This window comes from Zongyangia acetica, from assembly GCF_038739695.1.
GTDB lineage: Bacteria > Bacillota > Clostridia > Oscillospirales > Ruminococcaceae > Zongyangia > Zongyangia gallinarum.
This window is the reverse complement of sequence record NZ_JBBEWN010000008.1, coordinates 51,572-67,144: the sequence shown is the minus strand read 5'-3', so window position 1 is coordinate 67,144 and position 15,573 is coordinate 51,572. Positions and strand designations below refer to the sequence as shown.

At 46.8% G+C, this 15,573-nt stretch carries 11 protein-coding genes and 1 tRNA gene; 6 read left to right on the top strand and 6 right to left on the bottom strand.

What is annotated here, in order from left to right:
• Nucleotides 1–5: 5 nt before the first annotated feature.
• Together larE and asnS are read right to left on the bottom strand one after the other, a co-directional pair.
• Entirely contained in the window at nt 6–803 is a 798-nt protein-coding gene (gene larE / locus WGC32_RS08695) for an ATP-dependent sacrificial sulfur transferase LarE (RefSeq protein WP_342681402.1), read from the bottom strand.
• Nucleotides 803–2,197, bottom strand: coding sequence for an asparagine--tRNA ligase (gene asnS / locus WGC32_RS08690; protein ID WP_191483305.1), 1,395 nt, complete (start codon nt 2,195–2,197; stop codon nt 803–805). The genes larE and asnS overlap by 1 nt, the downstream gene beginning before the upstream one ends.
• Before the next feature lie 430 nt (nt 2,198–2,627).
• Between asnS and WGC32_RS08685 the strand changes: the two genes are divergently transcribed.
• Both WGC32_RS08685 and WGC32_RS08680 read left to right on the top strand, forming a co-directional pair.
• Entirely contained in the window at nt 2,628–3,695 is a 1,068-nt protein-coding gene (locus WGC32_RS08685; protein ID WP_342681401.1) for a collagen-like domain-containing protein, read from the top strand.
• Between the two features lie 396 nt (nt 3,696–4,091).
• The gene (locus WGC32_RS08680; protein WP_342681400.1) at nt 4,092–5,468 is read left to right on the top strand and encodes a citrate/2-methylcitrate synthase; all 1,377 of its coding nucleotides are present in this window, start codon (nt 4,092–4,094) and stop codon (nt 5,466–5,468) included.
• A 61-nt stretch (nt 5,469–5,529) separates the two neighbouring features.
• Here the strand turns inward: WGC32_RS08680 and WGC32_RS08675 are convergent, their stop codons facing one another.
• The 3 genes from WGC32_RS08675 to WGC32_RS08665 all read right to left on the bottom strand — a co-directional run bounded on the left by WGC32_RS08675 (nt 5,530) and on the right by WGC32_RS08665 (nt 9,307).
• The gene (locus WGC32_RS08675) at nt 5,530–6,180 is read right to left on the bottom strand and encodes an SdpI family protein (RefSeq protein WP_342681399.1); all 651 of its coding nucleotides are present in this window, start codon (nt 6,178–6,180) and stop codon (nt 5,530–5,532) included.
• Nucleotides 6,161–6,451: an autorepressor SdpR family transcription factor gene (locus WGC32_RS08670; RefSeq protein WP_342681398.1), complete on the bottom strand. Its 291-nt coding sequence runs from the start codon at nt 6,449–6,451 to the stop codon at nt 6,161–6,163. The genes WGC32_RS08675 and WGC32_RS08670 overlap by 20 nt, the downstream gene beginning before the upstream one ends.
• Before the next feature lie 141 nt (nt 6,452–6,592).
• Complete coding sequence (locus WGC32_RS08665; RefSeq protein ID WP_342681397.1) at nt 6,593–9,307, bottom strand: cation-translocating P-type ATPase; 2,715 nt, start codon at nt 9,305–9,307, stop codon at nt 6,593–6,595.
• A gap of 220 nt (nt 9,308–9,527) precedes the next feature.
• On the opposite strand from WGC32_RS08665, the gene WGC32_RS08660 reads away from it, so the two are divergent.
• The 3 genes from WGC32_RS08660 (at nt 9,528) to WGC32_RS08650 (ending at nt 13,844) form a co-directional block, all read left to right on the top strand.
• On the top strand, nt 9,528–10,730 hold the full coding sequence (locus WGC32_RS08660; protein WP_342681396.1) for an exonuclease SbcCD subunit D: 1,203 nt from the start codon (nt 9,528–9,530) through the stop codon (nt 10,728–10,730).
• Nucleotides 10,727–13,699: an SMC family ATPase gene (locus WGC32_RS08655; protein WP_342681395.1), complete on the top strand. Its 2,973-nt coding sequence runs from the start codon at nt 10,727–10,729 to the stop codon at nt 13,697–13,699. The genes WGC32_RS08660 and WGC32_RS08655 overlap by 4 nt, the downstream gene beginning before the upstream one ends.
• 60 nt (nt 13,700–13,759) lie before the next feature.
• A tRNA-Leu gene (locus WGC32_RS08650) sits at nt 13,760–13,844 on the top strand.
• Nucleotides 13,845–13,979: 135 nt separating this feature from the next.
• On the opposite strand, the gene WGC32_RS08645 is transcribed toward WGC32_RS08650, so the two are convergent.
• Nucleotides 13,980–14,636, bottom strand: a complete 657-nt coding sequence (locus WGC32_RS08645; protein ID WP_342681394.1) for a Crp/Fnr family transcriptional regulator — start codon at nt 14,634–14,636, stop codon at nt 13,980–13,982.
• Between the two features lie 94 nt (nt 14,637–14,730).
• Between WGC32_RS08645 and WGC32_RS08640 the strand changes: the two genes are divergently transcribed.
• Nucleotides 14,731–15,432: an ATP-binding protein gene (locus WGC32_RS08640; RefSeq protein ID WP_342681393.1), complete on the top strand. Its 702-nt coding sequence runs from the start codon at nt 14,731–14,733 to the stop codon at nt 15,430–15,432.
• Nucleotides 15,433–15,573: the final 141 nt, after the last annotated feature.

Here is a 15,573-nt window from a genome sequence, read left to right as displayed (position 1 = left end):
GTATTTCACCTCTCCTTGTTAATATGTACATCCATGCTGCCAGATCGGAAGCCTTCTAGATCCAATGTTACATAGGAAAATCCCAGTCCTTTGATATATTGGGCCACATCTTCCCGCAGTTCCATCATTCTGTGGAAATCATCCGGTAGAATCTCAATCCGTACGGTATCTCCATACGCTCTCAGCCTGCAAACTTGAAAGCCATTCCTTTTGAGAAAAGACTCTCCCTGTTCTATTTGTGCAAGGGCCTGGGGTGTAATCTGTGTTCCATAGGGCAACCGGGTCGCAAGACAGGGGGATGAAGGTTTTTGCGCTATCGACATTCCCATGGCCTGTGCCAACTCTCTAACCTGCGATTTATGGAGTCCAAGCTCTGCCAAAGGGCTCACCACTTTAAGCTCCGCCAAGGCCCGGAGTCCCGGCCGATATTCTGTCAAATCGTCTGCATTGGTACCGTCCATAATACAGCCAAGTCCCTGTTCCTCAGCGTACTCACGCAGCTTTGAAAACAAAAGACGCTTGCACCGATAGCACCGGTCAGGAGGATTCATCAAAATCCCTTCGTCCATCAGTTCATCGATGGGGAGGATCGTATGGATTACTCCCAATTCATGGGCCATAGCACGGGCCGCTTCTAAATCCACTGCAGGGTGAAGCTGGGTGGCAAAGGTGACAGCATGGACTTTAATGGGCAGCTGGGCCGCGATTCCCAGCAAGAGTCCACTGTCCACGCCCCCGGAAAAAGCAATGCACAGCCCGTCTTTTCCGTGCTGTGCAATGGTTTTTTCTAAAAGTGTTTTCATCAAAATTCAGCTGTACCTACAGTTCTGGGGAAGGGCAGCACATCGCGGATATTGCTGATGCCCGTAATATACATAATAAGTCTCTCAAAGCCCAGACCAAATCCAGCATGCTTGGTTCCACCAAAACGACGCAGATCCAGATACCAATTGTAATCTTCTTCTTTCAGTCCCAGTTCTGCCATCCGGGCTGTCAGCTTGTCCAGTCTCTCCTCGCGCTGGCTTCCTCCAATAATCTCACCAATCCCGGGAACCAACAGATCTACCGCGGCCACCGTCTTATTGTCGTCGTTCATCCGCATATAAAACGCCTTGATCTCTTTGGGATAATCGGTGACAAATACAGGCTTTTTAAACACCTGTTCCGTGAGATATCTTTCATGCTCCGTCTGAAGGTCGCAACCCCAGGAAACAGGATATTCAAATTGATCTTTGACCTTTTCCAGCAGTTCGATTGCCTCTGTATAGGTCACATGGGCAAAATCCGAAGTGATAATGTTGTCCAGCCGCTCTAAAAGCCCCTTGTCGTAGAAATTATTAAAAAACTGCATCTCCTGGGGGCATTGTTCTAACACATAACGCAGGACAAATTTAATCATATCACTGGCCAGTGCCATATCGTCGGCCAGATCGGCAAAGGCAATTTCCGGTTCGATCATCCAGAATTCCGCCGCGTGCCGGGCAGTATTGGAATTCTCCGCGCGGAAGGTAGGGCCAAAGGTATACACCTTGGAAAAAGCCATCGCCATGCATTCCGCTTCCAGCTGACCGGAGACCGTCAAGCTGGTAGGTTTTCCAAAGAAGTCCTTTTTAAAGTCTACCGCTCCCTCATCTGTGTGAGGAAGATTTTCCATGTCCAAGGTAGTAACCCGGAACATCTCTCCAGCTCCTTCACAGTCGCTGCCGGTAATAATGGGGGTATGGACATAAACAAAACCCCGCTCGTTAAAGAACTTATGGATGGCATAAGCTGCCACCGACCGCACTCTAAAAGCCGCCGCAAAGGTATTCGTTCTCGGACGCAGATGAGCAATAGTCCGCAGATATTCAAGAGAATGGCGCTTTTTCTGCAACGGATAATCTGGCGAAGAGGCCCCCTCAATTTCAATTGTATCCGCGTGAATCTCCAAAGGCTGTTTAGCGCCCGGTGTCAAAATGACTTCACCGGTAACAATTAGTGCCGTGCCAACGTTAATTTTTTCAATTTCTTTGAAGTTTTTAACCCTGCCTTCTCCAAAAACCACCTGTAGATTCTGAAAGGAGCTGCCATCACTGAGCTCAATGAATCCCAGTGCTTTGGAATTGCGCATGGTTTTTACCCATCCGCAGACCGTAATTGTTTCCTGTCCATATGTTTCCGCTTTTTCAAACAGGCTTTTTATCTCTACTCTTTCCATTATATACATAACCCCCAACGTTTTCTGGCACATGCAGAAATCCATCTGCCACAGTATATTTTATTATAGTACAAATCCCCATTTCCCACAAGTGGCCAACGTTCTTTTTCAGCATTATTCGCTCCTTTCCATGTATATTTCTCCCTATGTTCCCCTTCTTTTCAAAATATATTTTCGTGTCCTGTGACAATGGCTTTTCCTTTTACATATATTGGATTGTGGGAATCTTCCCATAAATTTGCCAAGCAAAGGATGAAATTCCATGAACTGTAATAATTGCTGTCCTAGTGGCTTGGGCTGCTTTGTCGGGCCAACTGGCCCAATGGGGCCTCGGGGGCCTATTGGACCTTGTGGGCCTAGAGGTCCCGTAGGTCCGACTGGTCCAACTGGCCCTAGAGGCGTCACAGGTCCCAGAGGTCCTCAAGGTCCTATGGGTCCCACCGGCCTCCAGGGTTGGCCGGGTGCCGAAGGTCCTCAGGGGCCCATTGGGCCTCAAGGACCAGTTGGCGCAGCTGGCGCCACTGGTGCTACCGGGCCTACTGGGCCAACTGGTCCTACTGGCGCTACAGGCCCCACCGGCGTAACTGGTACTACTGGTTCTACCGGACCTACTGGGCCTTCAGGTGTCGCTGCCACCATTACGGTGCGTAATACGACAACAGGAGAACCCGGTTCTGCTGCATCGGTCACTGATACTGTTGTAGGTAACAATCATATTCTTGATTTTGTCATTCCCAGAGGAAACGCCGGTGCTACAGGGCCTACCGGCGCTACCGGACCCACCGGCGTTACTGGTCCCACCGGCCCCACCGGTCCTACCGGCGTCACCGGTCCTACCGGCGTCACCGGGCCTACTGGCGCTACCGGACCTACTGGCGCTACCGGACCTACCGGCGTTACCGGACCTACTGGCGCTACCGGACCCACCGGCGTTACTGGTCCCACCGGCCCCACCGGTCCTACCGGCGTCACCGGTCCTACCGGCGTCACCGGGCCTACCGGCGCTACCGGACCTACTGGCGCTACCGGACCTACCGGCGTTACCGGACCTACTGGCGCTACCGGACCTACTGGCACCAGTGCTCCCGCTGATTTTGTAAATGCAACTAATGTCAGCCCCCAAACTCCAGCTGCAGGTGCCGCTTTGACACTTGACACTAACCAGGTAAGTTTAGGCTCCGCTGTATCTCATTCTACTGGCGCAAGTAACTTTACTCTTGGAGCCACAGGTACCTATCAAGTGAGCTACAGCACCAATGCAACCCCCTCCTCCAGTGCTACCCCACCGATCAATGCGAGCATCCAGCTCAACCGAGGAGGTTCTCTCATTCCCGGAACCCTTGCCACCGCTACCTTAGCTGCGGCAGGAAACAGCACACACCTCTCCGGCAACGCACTGATCCAGGTGAGTGCAATTCCTGCGACTATTACCTTAGTGTCCAACGATGCAAATAGCACCTACTCAAATACTTCGGTCATCATTCGAAAACTGAATTAAACTATGTTTATTCTTCAAACAGCCGCCTTCTCGGTGGCTGTTTTTCTTTTTTACTTTGCCCGTTATTGTTCATAGCGTTCGCGTTTTCATCTTCTCGAAAAATTTTGTGCTTGTTAAACATAATATGTCTCATTTGACTTTACTCCGGCAAAGAAAGGGCGTATTCTCCTTATTCTTGAAATAAAATTCAGTAAATATAAACAAAAATTTTGCATTTTTCACTGGGAAATGGTCCCATACTTTTACATAGCAAATGAACGACAGACATAATTTCTTAAAAAATTTATGCTATAATAAACCAAAAATTAGTATTTTCGTTTGAAAGCCACAGGAAATCAAAGGGGATGTAGGACGCCCATATTTGATAAGAAATTTTATGGAAAAGAGGCTATGACTATGTTGAATTCTAATGGAAACAGGTTCTCAGAGATCACTCCAGAAGTACAGGCTTTGACGGATCTCTGTTTAAAAAACAGTTACATCCCCCCTGAGCTTTACACCAAGTATAAGGTCAACCGAGGTTTACGTGATCTCAATGGTAATGGTGTTTTGACCGGACTAACCGAAATTTCAGAAGTCAAATCCACAAAAATCGTTGATGGCGAAAAGGTTCCTTGTGAAGGTAAGCTGTACTATCGCGGTGTGGATATTGATGAAATTGTCGCTGGTTTTGTCCAGGAAAAACGTTTCGGCTTTGAAGAAGCCACCTATCTTCTTCTGTTTGGGGAGTTACCCAATAAGGAACAGCTGGACGGTTTCTGCAAGATTCTCTCTAACTATCGAACTTTGCCTACAGGTTTTGTCCGGGATATTATCCTAAAAGCACCCAGCTCCGACATGATGAACACTTTGGCTCGCAGCGTTCTAACACTCTATGCATACGACACCAAAGCTAATGACACCAGCATTCCTAATGTCATGCGGCAATGTCTACAGTTAATCGCTCTATTCCCCCTATTGTCGGTCTATGGCTATCAAGCATACAGCCATTATCATGACGGAAAAAGCCTTTACATCCACATTCCTCAACCTGACCTTTCGGTAGCAGAAAACATCCTCTATGTTTTACGTCCTGACAGTAAATATACCGAGCTGGAAGCACGTATTCTGGATGTGGCCTTGGTGCTCCATGCGGAACATGGCGGCGGCAACAATTCCACTTTTACTACCCATGTTGTTTCTTCCTCTGGTACAGATACCTATTCCACCATTGCGGCAGCAATCGGTTCCTTGAAAGGGCCTAAGCATGGCGGCGCCAATATCAAGGTAGTCCAGATGTTTGAAGATATGAAAAAGACGGTCAAAGATTGGCATGATGAAGAGGAAGTGGGGAATTATCTGCGTGCATTGCTCCATAAAGAGGCATTTGATAAGGCTGGGCTCATCTATGGTATGGGGCACGCTGTCTATTCTCTCTCCGATCCCCGTGCCAACATCTTCAAAAAATTCGTCAAGAGCCTGTCGGAGGAGAAAGGCCTTACCGAAGAATTCGCCCTGTATTCCATGGTGGAACGTCTCGCTCCCCAAATCATTGCTGAAGAGCGCAGGATTTACAAGGGTGTCAGTGCAAATATCGACTTTTACAGCGGCTTTGTCTACAGCATGCTCAACCTTCCCCTGGAACTGTATACTCCTATCTTTGCCATTGCCCGAATCGCTGGCTGGAGCGCCCATCGCATTGAAGAGTTAATCAATGCTGGAAAGATTATACGTCCTGCCTATCGGAATGTAGCTGAACATAAGCCTTATATTAAATTAGCTGACCGCAAATAAATATTAATATAGAAAGCGCCATGGAAATTTCCATGGCGCTTTTCTTGCGAAAAAACAATGCTTATTCTGATAATTGGTTTGCTTTCTTTTTTCTATATAGAAGATAAGAATAAATAAACGGGATCAATACCATCAGTGCCAGACTTCCCCACAATATCCACTCCCAATTTAGAAAAGCATTTAGGATCATCAAGATGCCTCCTGCCATCCATGTCCAACCGGCCAGGCGGTGGGTTCTATTCCAGTTGTCTTCATCGTGCAATGTCCAAGGAAGTTTTATTCCCATGGTATAGTTCTGTTTGCATTTGGGCAAGTAGTTGCCAATAACCATAAAGAGTATACCCATTGCAAGAGAAAGGAAGAAGAAAATGGGGAAAGTGATTCCTAACCCAAAGGTTATAATCGCTGTTTGTACCAGTACAGAAAGGATCGGTACAAGCCAGTGGCTAATACCTCGCATGACAGAGGAATAATTTTTCTTTTTGGGATCGTTGGCCAATTGAAACCAAACAAACAGATGAATAAAAATTAAGATAACCGGTAGTAGAAATAAGGCAAAATCTTTGGAGGCAAACCCATTCGGTTCGCCGTTAAAATCAAAGTGGATGGCAACCTGATCTGGCAGCTCCTTATAAAAAATCACTCCCAACACCAGCGGCAGCAAGCAAAGAAGCAGTGAAAGAACAAACTGCCTATCGACCTTCTTTTTCATCAGGAATATCCCCTTTCAGTTGAGCAAGCCAGAGCATGACTTCCTCAAATATCGACGTGTTAATTTCATAATAGATATAATTTTTGTATTTGCTTTCCAAAACAAGTCCTGCCTTTTTGAGCCGAGACAAATGATAAGAGATCGTGGCACCTGTCATTTCAAAGTGAGAGCCAATTTCCCCTGCTGACATTTTTCCTTCCCGTGAAAGCAATGTCAGGATGTCCCGCCGCACTGGGTCCGACAAGGCTTTAAATGTATCTCCAAAACTCAATGATGCCCCCTCCCATCAGTATTTAGAATTTTTTCTAAATAGATAATAGCATTTCAATATGAAAAGTCAATAGCTATTTAGAAAAAATTCTAAATAGATAAGAAATAAGAAAACCGGCGAAAAGCCGGTTTTCTTATTTCTTTATCTTGGTACCTCCACAGGCACTGTCACCTCATCTTTTTTACGAAAGCTAAAGCTATAGACGATGCTGGAAATAAGTGGGCCGGCTACACAAAAAACAAGCACAACCGCTATTTGCATCCACGTTAATGGGATTGTTTGGAAAATAAACTGTCCCCATGGATGATAAACAGAAAATATGACCACAGAAACGGAGATGCAAACCGCTGCTATCAGCTTCCAGTTGTCAAAGATATTGATTCTAAACAGGCTCTTTTTCTCACTTTTGCACTCAAAAACATGGATGAGCTGCGCCAACACCAAGGTCAGAAAAGCTCCCGTTCTTGCAATGGCCAAATTTCCAGTCATATTGATAAAGGTTACAAAACATCCCAGGGTGGCCAGGGCGATCAGACATCCACGGAAAAGAATAAGTCCCAAAAGTCCTCCAGAAAAGATACCGTCTTTGGAACTACGTGGTTTTCGACGCATCACGTCTTCCTGAGCGCCCTCCAACCCCAAGGCAATGGCGGGCAAACCATCGGTTACCAAGTTAATCAGCAGTATCTGAATGGGCAATAATACCACCGGCATTCCCATGAGCATCCCCACAAACATGGTGAGAACCTCGCCGATATTGCTGGAGAGCAGATAACGAATGAATTTGCGGATGTTATCATAAATAATCCTGCCCTGCTCTACCGCCGCCACCAAAGTTGCAAAATTGTCATCCATTAAGATGATAGAGGAAGCTTCCTTGGTTACATCGGTACCACCTAAGCCCATAGAGACACCGATATCTGCTTCCTTAATCGCAGGGGCATCGTTAACCCCATCCCCAGTCATTGCGACTACGTGACCATTTTTCTTCAGTGCTCGTACAATCCGAAGCTTATGCCCCGGTGTAACCCTTGCAAAAACGCTGATCCTATCCACCATCCGCTCAAAAGTTTTGTCATCCATGGCGTCGATCTCCGCACCGGTCATGGCAATACCATCCCCGGTCAGGATTTTAAGCTTCCGGGCAATGGCGGAAGCGGTGATGACATGGTCTCCCGTAATCATCACCGGCCGTATGCCGGCCTGACGGCAACGAAGTACCGCGTCATAGGCCTCCTGCCTGGGAGGATCAATCATTCCCACCAGGCCACAAAAAACAAGATTTGACTCTGACCGGTCAGCGGCCTTGCATTTTTTGTAGGCAAAGCCAAGAACCCGAAGAGCCTGCTTCCCCATCTCCTCATTTTGACGGAGAATTTCCTGTTTCATGGCAGAAGTCATAGGTCTAACCTGGCCATGGATTGATAGAAATCCGCACTTTTCCAGCACAACATCAGGGGCCCCTTTACACATAAGAAAAATATCTCCGTTGTTTTTTTCCGTTATGACAGACATACATTTGCGGATGGAGTCAAAAGGAATTTCATCAGTTCTTCGGTATTCTCTTTCGCTATCCTCCCTGTAAACACCTGCTTTGGCCGCCATGACAAGAAGGGCTGTTTCAGTAGCCTCCCCCGCCGTTTGCCAAATGTCACGGGAGGGATTAAAGGTCCGGTTGCGGGGTTCTCTAGGATCATCGGTATAAATGGCAGCGTTATTACAGCAGACGGCAATATCAAGCAGTATTCTGGCATCTGCTATCGCATTGATACTGATTCTCTTTCCTCCCAGTAGAAATTCTCCACCCTTCTCATATCCGCTGCCTGTAACCTCGACCATTCCCTCCATGGTGTAGATGTGGGTAGCGGTCATCTTGTTTTCCGTCAGGGTTCCGGTTTTATCCGAACAGATAACATCGGCACACCCCAATGTCTCCACAGCGTGGAGCTTGCGCACTAGGGCATTTCGTTTGAGCATACGGGAGACGGAAAGCGCTAAGGCAATGGTCACAATCGCAGGCAGACCCTCCGGAACTGCAGCAACCGCTAAAGAAATTCCGGTGACGATCATATCAAAAATTGGTTCTCCCCGTAAGATACCGGTAATCGCTACGACGGTGCAGATGACAAGACAACCAATGGCGATATATTTTCCCAGCACCCCCAATTTTTTCTGTAAGGGGGTAGGCTCTGGCTCAATTTCACTGAGCATGCCGGCAATATGCCCCATCTCGCTTTGCATTCCGGTGGATACCACCAAGGCGCGGCCACGGCCCTTTGTGATTACCGTACCCATATAAACCATATCACTCCGATGCAGCTGGGGCGGTTGGGTCAAATCTGTGGAGGGAAGCTTTTCCACCTCTACCGATTCCCCGCTGAGCAGAGATTCATCACTAAAGAGCGAATTGGCATCCAATAATACTCCATCGGCGGGAACCCGATCCCCTGCTTTTAGAAGGATCACATCATCCCTGACAATTTGGGATGCGGGAATGATAACTGGAATCCCATCCCGTATCACTGTGGCCTGAGGTGCCGCCATATTTTTTAGCTTATCCAATGTTTTTTCGGTGCGAAACTCCTGAAAAAAGCCTAAAAGTGCATTGAGAAGCACAATCACGATGATGGTAATGGCTTCAGTCACTTCCCCCATCAACACGGATAAGATAGTACTCACCAGCAAAATCATCACCATGACGTCCTTGAATTGGGCGGCAAAAATATGGGATGCCTTAATTTTCTTGCCTCCCGTCAGCACATTTTCACCGAATTCTTCCAGACGTTTCTGTGCCTGTACCTGGGTTAATCCCTCTGTCAATGGTTGTTCCCCAGTCTTTTCCATTTTCTTTCTCATCGCTCTCCGTCCTTTTCTCCGCGCTCCCAATAAAGTTTCTCTCCGTCAGCCATCTGCGCGGAAAATGGCCGGCGCCCATCTCTGTTTTTACTGCCAGTCCCATTTTATTCTTTTCAGATGCTAAATATGTCCGCTTCTGTGCTGCTGTACCTCCTTGCACCAAAAGGCGAAACAGGATACAATAAAAAGAAAAGGCCATCGGACAGAAAGGAGCTCTGCATTGCGGATTTTGCATACCTCAGACCTGCACATTGGAAAAAACCTGAACGATTTTAGCCTCTTGGAGGATCAAGCCTATATCCTAGATCAAATCTGCGACATTGCCCTTCAGGAAAAAGCTGACTGCGTCGTTATTGCCGGCGATCTTTATGATCGTTCCATCCCTCCCAGTGAGGCTGTGGTTCTTTTGGATGACTTTCTCAGCAAACTCACCATGCAGCTTCATCTGCCAGTCATCGCCATTTCCGGAAATCATGACGGAGGCAAACGTCTTGCCTTTGCCAGCCGGCTTTATGAAGCTCGGGGGCTTTATATGGAGTCTATCTTTTCCCCCAAGCTACGACAGGTCACCCTATCCGACGCCTATGGAGAAATCCACTTCTGGTTGGTTCCTTATGTGGATCTTCCCACCATTAGAAGCGAACTATCAGCTTTTCCACAATTAGAAACGCCAGAGACCTTAAGCAGCGGTTATGCGCAGTTCATGCGCCTCAACATAGATCGAATCGACGCCTCCCAGCGTAATATTCTCGTGGGACACAGCTTCTTTGGCAAATTTTCCTCAGAAGGACAGAGTGAGCCAGATAAGCTAATCTTCAGCGAAAGTGAAGTAAGCGTAGGCGGGACCGACATTGTGGATGCCTCTGTTTTTGACTGTTTTGATTATGTTGCCCTCGGACATCTTCATGCGCCACAGAAGGTAGGTACAGAATGGATGCGGTATTCTGGATCTCCTCTAAAATATTCTATCAGTGAAGCGGAACATAGCAAATCCGTCACTATGGTAGAAATGGGTCCCAAAGGTCAAGTGGATTTTAAAAAAATACCTCTGACGCCCTTGCGGGATCTACGGGTTCTCACCGGCTACCTGTCGGAGTTGACCGATCGAACCATGCTCTCAGAACAAAATCTGGAGGATTATGTGTTTGTTAATCTTCTCGACGACGGCTTTGTCCTAGATGCTATGAGCAAACTCAGGGCAATCTATCCCAATGTACTGGGCATTCGCATGGTCAAACAAGATGAAGAAATTTTGCTGCATCCTGCTTCTTCCTCCCATATCGCGAAAAAAGGCATGGAAGATCTTTTCGCAGAATTCTACGAAGCAGTCAAAGGCGAAACCCTCAATGAAGAACAGTTTCAAATTATGAACGATGTTTTTGAACAGGTGCGTAGAAACGAGGAAGGTGGTGACGAACAGTGAAGCCAATTGTGCTCACCATGAATGCTTTTGGGCCTTATGCTGGAGAGACTACCTTGGACTTCCGTGTACTAGGCAATACCCGGCTTTTCTTGATTACAGGTCCAACCGGCGCTGGTAAGACTAGTATTTTTGACGCGATCGCCTTTGCTTTATATGGAAAGGCCAGCTCCGCCAGCCGGGAAAGTGAGAATTTCAAAAGCCAGCACGCAGACGACACCACCCTTTGCTTTGTCAAGCTTCAATTTTCTGTCCGTGAAAAAAATTATTTCATTGAGCGTTATCCAAAACAGCTGCGGCTGGGCAGGGACAAGAAAAGCCTCAAGGTTTTTCCTGCCAAAGCAGTTCTCACTCTGGATGACGGTACCATCATCTCCGGTGTAGACAGCGTCAACGCAAAGATTCAGGAAATCTTAGGCTTAGATTATAAGCAGTTTCGACAGATCGTGATGCTCCCTCAAGGAGAATTTCAGGAGCTTCTTGAGGCAGAGAGCTCAAAAAAACAGGACATCTTTCGCCGCATTTTTGACACCAAACTCTATGACCAGGTTACTCGCCGTCTGGGACAGATGTGTTCTGAGCTGGAAAGCAATCTATCTGAATATAAAACGAGAATACAGCTCTCCTTGGGACAAATCGAAACAGATGATCCTGTTTTGCAGCAGCTGATCCTTGCGCCCTATCCCGATCTGCCCCAGATTACCGTCTATCTCAAGGAGTCCATCCAAGCTGACTCCTCCCGCTGTAAAACACTACAGCGGGAGATGGAGGCCCTCCGAAAAGAGCAGCAATCCATCCACCCTGATACGGCGAGAAAGCACAACGAAGCTTTGCATCGGCTTAAGGAAGTTGAGAACCAGCTTGCAGAGCTGGAAAAGGAACGTCCGTCCATTGAAGCCCTGCAAAAGGAGCTAACTAAAATCAAAGCAGCGTCGGAGCTTTCTACCTCTTTGACCCTGATCCAGGAAAAAGAGAATCAGATCCGTGGAACCTCTGAATCTCTCCATAAGAGCCAACATACACTGACTGGTCTGATGCCCAGATTGACGGCGGCCCAAAAAATGTTTGATTCTATGCCGGCTCTTACCAAGGAAAAAGAAAGGCTTTCCCGTCTGCAGATCTCACTGGAAGAAAGCTGCAAAAAGCTGCGGCAGTTAGAAGAAAGCAAGACAAAACTTGCCTCTGGACGTGATATTCTCCGCAAATTGGACAGCAATCTCTCTCTTCTCGGCTCCGTTAGCGCTTACCATGTTCTCTATGAAAAGATAAAAGCCAAAAAACGTCTTTTGGCTGATGTAGATTCCTTAAAGACAACATTAGCACAATGCCGCTGCTGTAAGGAAAAACAATTAAAAGCTTATGAGGCATACCTGCAGTCCTATCACCAATTCCTTAATGGACAAGCCATCCTTCTTGCGCAGCAGCTCAAGGAAAACGCTCCCTGCCCTGTCTGCGGTTCCCTGGAGCATCCTAACAAAGCCCAGGCGGATGGCCCTCTGATTACCCAAGGCCAAGTTGACAAACTGTGGGAACAACAAGACCAACTGACCCAAAAATTACATCAAATGCAGCTAAAAGGTCAGTCCATCCTCTCTTCCATCAATAGCCAGCTTGATTCTCCCTTAGATTTCTCTCTTCTGCTTACCGATTCCATCCCACTTCAGGCACTGCGCAACGCTGCGGATAAAGAGCTTACACTCATAGAAAAAGAAGCAGCTACCATGCTGGAGAAAATTGGCCGGAGCCGCCAGGAGCTTTTAAATACGCCAGCTACCGCTTCAAAAGAAGAGGCCGATGCCGCCATTCTTTCCTTACAGGAGCGGCGTCTTAAATCCGCTTCGTTGGTGCAAGGGCTTTCCCAGTCCATAGAACAACTTTCGGAAGGGCTGGAAGAAGGCCGTACACTTTCTACAATCGAGAAAGAAAAGAAGGATATTTTATCCCAACTGACCAAGCTTACCGATCATATTGCCCAGATACAGGCAGAATATCTAGATTGTAAATCTCAAAAAGACAAACTGGATGGAAATGTTCGCGTCCTCACCCTTCAGCTTTCTCAAGCCGAGCAGGACATGGCCAAAATGAAAGAAAAATTCGAATATGAGATTTCGCACAGTATCCTTCAAGACCGCGACACCTTTGATGAGTATGTTTCAAGGAAGTCCACGATCCCTACCATGGAGCAAACAGCAGAAAATTTTAAAAATCAGTTGCAGCTATTAACCTTTGAACGAAATACACTCAAGGAACAGACTGCCGGTAAAGGTCCTATAGATCTTCAGGCCATGCAGCAGACGCTGGATGAGCTCTCTTCCTCTATTGATCGGCTGGAGAAACAGTATGCACCGCTCTATGCCCGTACCATGAGTAACCGCAAACAACTGGAATCTCTTCGGTCCGTAGCAAAACAGATGGATACTCTATATGAGCGCTATCGTGTGCTGGGGGATCTCTATAAGGTAGCAAACGGTGGAAACTCTAAAAATATCAACTTTGAGCGATACGTCCTTGCTTCCTACTTTGATGATATTATCAAAGCAGCCAATGTCCGGCTCATCGCCATGACAAATTCTCGCTTTATGCTACATCGTAGAGATGAAAAAGAAAAATATAACCGTGCCTCTGGTTTAGACCTGGAAATCTGGGACAGTTATACCGGTAAACACCGTCATGTCAACACCTTGTCTGGTGGCGAGAGATTTAAGGCATCTCTCGCCCTTGCTCTAGGACTGGCGGATATCATCCAAATGCATTCCGGCGGTATTGTTATAGAAACTATGTTTATCGACGAAGGCTTTGGTACCCTTGACAGCCAATCTTTGGACAGCGCCATTGGCGCTTTAATGAGCCTTCAGCAGGATGGCCGGATGGTTGGTATTATTTCTCATGTAGCCGAGTTGTCCGAACGGATTTCTTCCAAACTGGTGGTGAAACCTTCCAAGTCAGGAAGTACCGCCTCCTTTGTTTGCTGAAATTTGCTAAAAAATGATTGACTTCACCTACAGAAAATGCTATAATATTGCTTGCTGAATGCGAGCGTGCTGGAATCGGCAGACAGGCACGTTTGAGGGGCGTGTGTCTTATGGCGTGTGGGTTCAAGTCCCATCGCTCGCACCAAGTAATAAACCGCATGATTAAGCTGTTTGTAGCTTGACCGTGCGGTTTTTGCTTTTCTCCATTTTCTTTTATTACGACACTTATAGCTCATTAATTCTCTATAACAAAGTTATTTAAAAGGAAAAGTTGAAAAGGCTATAATATAACAAAATTATTTTTATGAAAATTAATCTTTCCCTCTTTTTTTAATTTACTCAATTCTGCAGACATGGCACTTCGCTCTACCCCCAAATAATCGGCAAGTTCCTGGCGATTGTATGGGATCCTGAAAGAGGCGGTACCATTACGTTTCGCCTCAGAAAGCAGATATGCCATCAACTTTTCCTTGGTGGTGCGCTTGGAAATCAATTCAATTTTCCGACTTAAAATCAGGTTTTTTGAGGCAACTACATAGAGAAGATTGTGTACCAGCTGATTATGAAATTCGTCGGCTTCCTGTGGCGCAATAATCCGCTCGCAGCGAATCAGCATAATTTCACTCTCACATACCGCAACTACGCTCACCGGCAGCGCCTCTACCCCTGCGCAGGCAAATGCCTCACCAAATAACTGGGAAGGTTCAATCTGAGCAACCAGATTTCGGTTGCCGTAATAGTCCTCCTTGACCACCTGCACCTGCCCCGAGAGGACAATGCCAATTTCTTTGGCGGGATCTCCTTCAAAGAATACCTGCTGACCTTTTGCAAATTGCTGTCTTTTTACTCTCAGATTTTGAAGCATCACAGGAAGCCTATTCGGATCAATATTCTCAAATAAAGAACATCTCTGTAGAATTTCCAGATATTTTTTCATTTTTCTCCTCATTTTGTTGGATTTCCAACATATTTTATTCTTCTATTTTAGTATAATCCAATCAGAAAGTCCAGAAACATGGAGGAAACAGAATATGTTGAGAAAAATTATAAAAATCGATGAAGAAAAATGCAATGGCTGCGGTGCATGTGCTGCAGCATGCCATGAGGGCGCTATTGCTATGGTGGATGGCAAGGCAAAACTCATCCGCGAAGATTACTGTGATGGATTAGGAGATTGCCTTCCTGCCTGCCCCACCCACGCCATCTCCTTTGAGGAAAGGGAGGCTCCTGCCTATAACGAGGCCGCCGTTCAGGCGAATAAGCAACGGATGGCCAATCCCACCCTTCCTTGTGGCTGTCCCGGCACACAGTCTAAGACCATCCATCATCAAGAGTCTCCTCGGAATGTAGGTGTCGCTGCACCTGTAGCAAGTCAGTTATCCCAGTGGCCGGTGCAGATCAAATTGGTTCCCGTTAATGCGCCCTATTTTCACAATGCCAATCTGCTTGTTGCCGCGGATTGCACTGCCTATGCGTACGGGAATTTCCACCAGGACTTTATCAGAAACAAGGTCACGCTCATTGGCTGTCCAAAACTAGATGAAGGCGACTACGCTGAAAAACTTACTCAGATCATTGCGAATAACGACATTAAAAGTGTCACCGTGGTACGCATGGAAGTTCCCTGCTGCGGCGGCATCGAAAACGCTGTAAAAAGCGCTCTGAAAGCCAGCGAAAAAATGATTCCCTGGCAGGTTGTTACTATCTCCACCGACGGCAGAATTCTCGACTAATTTGTTGTAATTTTCTATCACTTGCAGTAACATGTACCAAATCAAATAACGAGCAACTTTTAAGTGGCATAAACGGCGCCGCGGAAAAATCCGCGGCGCCGTTCGCATTTTTTATTGTGCTATTTCAATTTCTTTATCCGA

What these genes read in the sequence shown, in the direction of transcription:
- WGC32_RS08680 (WP_342681400.1), top strand. Translation starts at nt 4,092, where the DNA reads ATGTTGAATTCTAATGGAAACAGGTTCTCAGAGATCACTCCAGAAGTA.
- WGC32_RS08640 (WP_342681393.1), top strand. Translation starts at nt 14,731, where the DNA reads ATGTTGAGAAAAATTATAAAAATCGATGAAGAAAAATGCAATGGCTGC.
- WGC32_RS08645 (WP_342681394.1), bottom strand. Translation starts at nt 14,636, where the DNA reads ATGAAAAAATATCTGGAAATTCTACAGAGATGTTCTTTATTTGAGAAT.
- WGC32_RS08675 (WP_342681399.1), bottom strand. Translation starts at nt 6,180, where the DNA reads ATGAAAAAGAAGGTCGATAGGCAGTTTGTTCTTTCACTGCTTCTTTGC.
- larE (WP_342681402.1), bottom strand. Translation starts at nt 803, where the DNA reads ATGAAAACACTTTTAGAAAAAACCATTGCACAGCACGGAAAAGACGGG.
- WGC32_RS08685 (WP_342681401.1), top strand. Translation starts at nt 2,628, where the DNA reads ATGGGTCCCACCGGCCTCCAGGGTTGGCCGGGTGCCGAAGGTCCTCAG.
- WGC32_RS08665 (WP_342681397.1), bottom strand. Translation starts at nt 9,307, where the DNA reads ATGAGAAAGAAAATGGAAAAGACTGGGGAACAACCATTGACAGAGGGA.
- asnS (WP_191483305.1), bottom strand. Translation starts at nt 2,197, where the DNA reads ATGGAAAGAGTAGAGATAAAAAGCCTGTTTGAAAAAGCGGAAACATAT.